Here is a 4,032-nt window from a genome sequence, read left to right as displayed (position 1 = left end):
CGGCGGCGCCCTATATTTTTGAGGCGGCAACAGTCACACCTTTCGGATTCCATGTTCCTGCCCACCCGAACGAAATCGAAACGTTCTTCCCCATTTAGGTGCGGCCATCAGGCGGATCATGCAGAAAGCCTGAAATTGTGCATCAATTGGCCGCATGAGAGCACCCCTTGTATAGCATACCTGCGAGGATACAGTTTTTTCCTTGGCTCAGCCTTCCTTTCAGTCGCACGGCCTTAAATTCCTGCATACTTTCAGGATTTTATCTATAGATGGAGGATTTGGATTGAAAAAACCTGCACTTTAGCGGTTTTGCCAGACGCTGAACTTCAATCACAACCTACGTGGCCTCATCCCTTGATGTGTTAGAGCGCAACTCATCCCTTGATGTTGGAGCGCAATAAGTAAATGCCCGTGCTCGCAGCAGTACATATCAACACCGGGCCGTCCCACAGCAGGAACTTTCCCATAAGCCATCCAACGGCCAGGGACTGTCCCGTATATCCAGGGATGCCCCTTTCGTGTGTCGGTGCTTCTGTCCGGACGCTCCGTTCCAAGCCGGATGGCGGGTATGCGGTAAGGCCGAGGGTATTCAATAGCGAAAGACCTTAGAAACCTGCTTTGGGGGCAGCTCCGCTGGTTGTTTTTTCACGATTGCTTGCCTCTTGAAGTTTACTGGTGTGCACCGCTTCTTTGTATTCATCACATGCTTGTTCCCCGGACGGTTCGGCCGCCAAATCCGGCAATATACCGCATCATACGGTCAGGAGGACCGGCGGGGCGGCTCCGGCCGAGAAGAGAGGAGAGCGCAAAAAACCTCTGCGATCTGTTAAATTCGGGCTTGTACACCGGTTTACAATCCGCAGGCAGGGGTATAATATAATTATGTGTTGCACTAAGGAAAACATTTTGTACTAATAAAACAATGAATTTCATTCTCATTTATCATGCTGTCCCGTATCATGCTGTCCCGGCGTAGCCGGGGCAGCATGTGTCATTTTAAGGGCTCTAAGAATGGCTTTCATTATCAGCCTGGGATGCATTTCAAGCCAGTCTCAAGCTCATCCGCATGGGTCTGTGCCCAAATCAAAAGATAGGAAGGTGTCTGCAATGCAAGCTGCGAAACAACTATTCCGAACCTCTTCGTTGAGCGGGCAAACCGGGAAACCCGAGACTCCCAAGGGCAGGAAATTCAATCCGAAAGAAATGATGCAAAATACAGAAATGCAGGCTGCGCTTGGAAGCGGGCTGCTTATGCTGCTGGCCTGGGGGCTAAGCGGCTGGCTTCCGGGGCTGTCGGTCTTCGTCTACGTTGCCGCTTATACGGTCGGAGGCTGGATCAAAGCCAAAGAAGGAGTGAAGACACTCGTCAATGAGCATGATCTTGACGTCAACCTGCTGATGATCGCGGCGGCGCTGGGAGCGGCATCGATTGGCTACTGGAATGAAGGGGCGATGCTGATCTTCATCTTTGCGCTCAGCGGGGCGCTGGAGAGCTATACGATGGACCGCAGCCGCAAGGACATTTCCGCGCTGATGGCGCTCAAGCCGGCGACGGCGCTGCGCATTGACCAGGGCGCGATGAGCGAGGTGGCGATTGACGAGCTGGCCGTCGGCGACCTGCTGCTGGTGCGTCCGGGCGAGCTGATTCCCGCTGACGGAATCGTATACCGGGGAGAGTCTTCGGTCGATCAGGCCTCGATTACCGGGGAATCGGTGCCTGTGGAGAAGGTCTACGGGGATGAGGTATTCGCGGGCACGCTTAACGGCGAAGGCGTACTGTACATCGAGGTGACGAAATCGGCGGAGAACTCGCTGTTTGCCAAAATTGTCAAAATGGTGGAAGACGCCGAGTCCGAGGTGCCGGGGTCCCAGCGCTTTATCAAGCGGTTCGAGGCGATCTACGCCCGGGTTGTGGTCGCGCTGACGCTGGTTCTCGTGTTCCTGCCTCCATTTGTGCTGGGCTGGTCCTGGAGCGCAACCTTTTACAAAGCGATGGTCTTCCTCGTCGTCGCCTCTCCGTGCGCGCTGGTGTCATCCATCATGCCGGCGATGCTGTCCGCGATTTCGAGGAGCGCTCGCAAAGGCATTCTGTTCAAGGGCGGAGCGCATCTGGAAAATATGGCGCACACCGCCGTCGTTGCCTTTGACAAGACCGGCACCTTGACGGCAGGGACGCCGCAGGTGACCGATTTCATCACCGGCGAAGGATATCACCGGCTGGAACTGCTGACGGTCAGCGCCTCGATTGAGAGCATGTCGCGCCATCCGCTCGCCGAAGCGATTGTCCGCATAGCCGAAGAAGAATGCCTGGAGCTGCGGAGTGTGCAGGATTCCCGCTCCCTGACCGGCTGGGGAATTGAAGGCCGGGTCAGCGGCAAGCTGTGGAGGATCGGCAAGTCCAATATCCTTGATGATGGCAGATTGCCGGATCAGGACGCGGAGACAGCTGCGGATCATTCACTTGAAGGTGGAGCCGGGTCCGGCAGCGGCGTAGCAGGCGGCGCGCCGGAAGCGCTGCGCGGCGAAGATCTGGCGTTCTGGAGAGAGCAGCGCATGGCCCTGGAGAAGGACGGCAAGACCGTGTCCGTTATTGTGGACGGAGATAGAGTAGCGGGCATGTTCGCGCTTCAGGATACGGTCCGTCCGGAGGCGGAGGCCGCAGTGCGCAAGCTGCACGAGCTGGGCATCAAGGTGGCGATGCTGACCGGGGACCGGGCAGCCACGGCTCAGGCCATCGCCGCGAAGACGGGTGTCGATCTCGTCTTTTCCGACCTGCTGCCGGAAGACAAGGTGAAGCATATCGCCTCGCTGCGGGAGCAGTATGGCCCTACGGTCATGGTTGGCGACGGTGTCAACGATGCGCCCGCGCTCGCGCAGGCGACGGTGGGCATGGGAATGGGCATGAAGGGCAGCGGCGCGGCGCTTGAGGTCGCGGATGTGGTGCTGATGAACGACAATATCGGGGAGATCGCATCGACCATTTCGCTCGCCCGCCGCAGCCAGCGGATCGTGAAGCAGAATATGATTTTTGCCATAAGTGTCATTGCGGTGCTTATCACAAGCAATTTCATGAAGGGAATCGCGCTTCCCTTCGGCGTCATCGGCCATGAAGGCAGCACCATTCTCGTCATTTTGAACGGACTGCGGCTGCTGCGGTAAGCGTAACGAATCTTGCTACAAGTTTTTAAAAATTAAATTGTTCACAAAATAGTGCTTGCGCTATCGAGTCTGGCATATTGACATATTCATCCTTGTCGAGCATAATGAAATTACTTTAGAATAATTCTAATTAAGATTTCACATACGTGCAGTCCATTATAAGGAGGATGTTGTTATGTATAAATCCATTATCGTCGGTACCGGACCTGCGGGTCTGACTGCCGCTATCTATTTGGCTCGTGCGAATATGAACCCGCTGGTTATTGAAGGCCCTCAGCCGGGAGGCCAGCTTACCACGACCACCGAGATCGAGAACTTCCCGGGATTCCCGGAAGGCATTCTGGGCTCGGAGCTGATGGACAATATGCGCGCGCAGGCGGAACGCTTCGGAGCGAAGTTCGTTACCGGCTGGGTTAACAGTGTGGAGCTGGGAGAGCGTCCGTTCAAGCTGAACGTTGAAGATATGGGAACGCTTGAGACCGATACGCTGATTATTTCCACTGGAGCTACCGCGAAGTACCTGGGCATCCCGGGAGAGCAGGACAACGTGGGCCGGGGCGTCAGCACCTGCGCGACCTGTGACGGCTTCTTCTTCCGGGGCAAGGAGATTATCGTCGTGGGCGGCGGGGATTCGGCGCTGGAGGAGGCGGGCTTCCTGACCCGCTTCGCCTCGAAGGTGACACTGGTGCATCGCCGGGACGAACTTCGCGCTTCCAAGATTATGCAGGACCGGGTGCGCGCCAACGAGAAGGTGGAATGGGCGCTGAACCGCACGCCGCTTGAAGTGGTGGCGGGGGATAGCGGAGTTACCGGACTGAAGGTGCGCAACAACGAGACCGGCGAAGAACAAGTGCTTGAAGCGAACGGCGTGTT

2 protein-coding genes are annotated in these 4,032 nt (G+C 56.4%); both read left to right on the top strand.

The annotated features are described in order from the left end of the window. Positions 1–1,107: 1,107 nt before the first annotated feature. Positions 1,108–3,159: a heavy metal translocating P-type ATPase gene (locus L692_RS0104615; protein ID WP_025697614.1), complete on the top strand. Its 2,052-nt coding sequence runs from the start codon at positions 1,108–1,110 to the stop codon at positions 3,157–3,159. 175 nt (positions 3,160–3,334) lie between these two features. After that, positions 3,335–4,032: NAD(P)/FAD-dependent oxidoreductase (locus L692_RS0104610; RefSeq protein WP_025697613.1), on the top strand; the 698-nt coding region annotated here is incomplete at its 3' end.

Origin of the sequence: Paenibacillus forsythiae T98 (assembly GCF_000520735.1) — a bacterium.
Taxonomy (GTDB): domain Bacteria; phylum Bacillota; class Bacilli; order Paenibacillales; family Paenibacillaceae; genus Paenibacillus_AQ; species Paenibacillus_AQ forsythiae.
This window is presented reverse-complemented; position numbering and strand designations above follow the sequence as displayed.

Bases quoted from the DNA above. Each gene is read 5' to 3' on its own strand.
- L692_RS0104615 (WP_025697614.1), top strand. From the start codon at position 1,108: ATGCAAGCTGCGAAACAACTATTCCGAACCTCTTCGTTGAGCGGGCAA.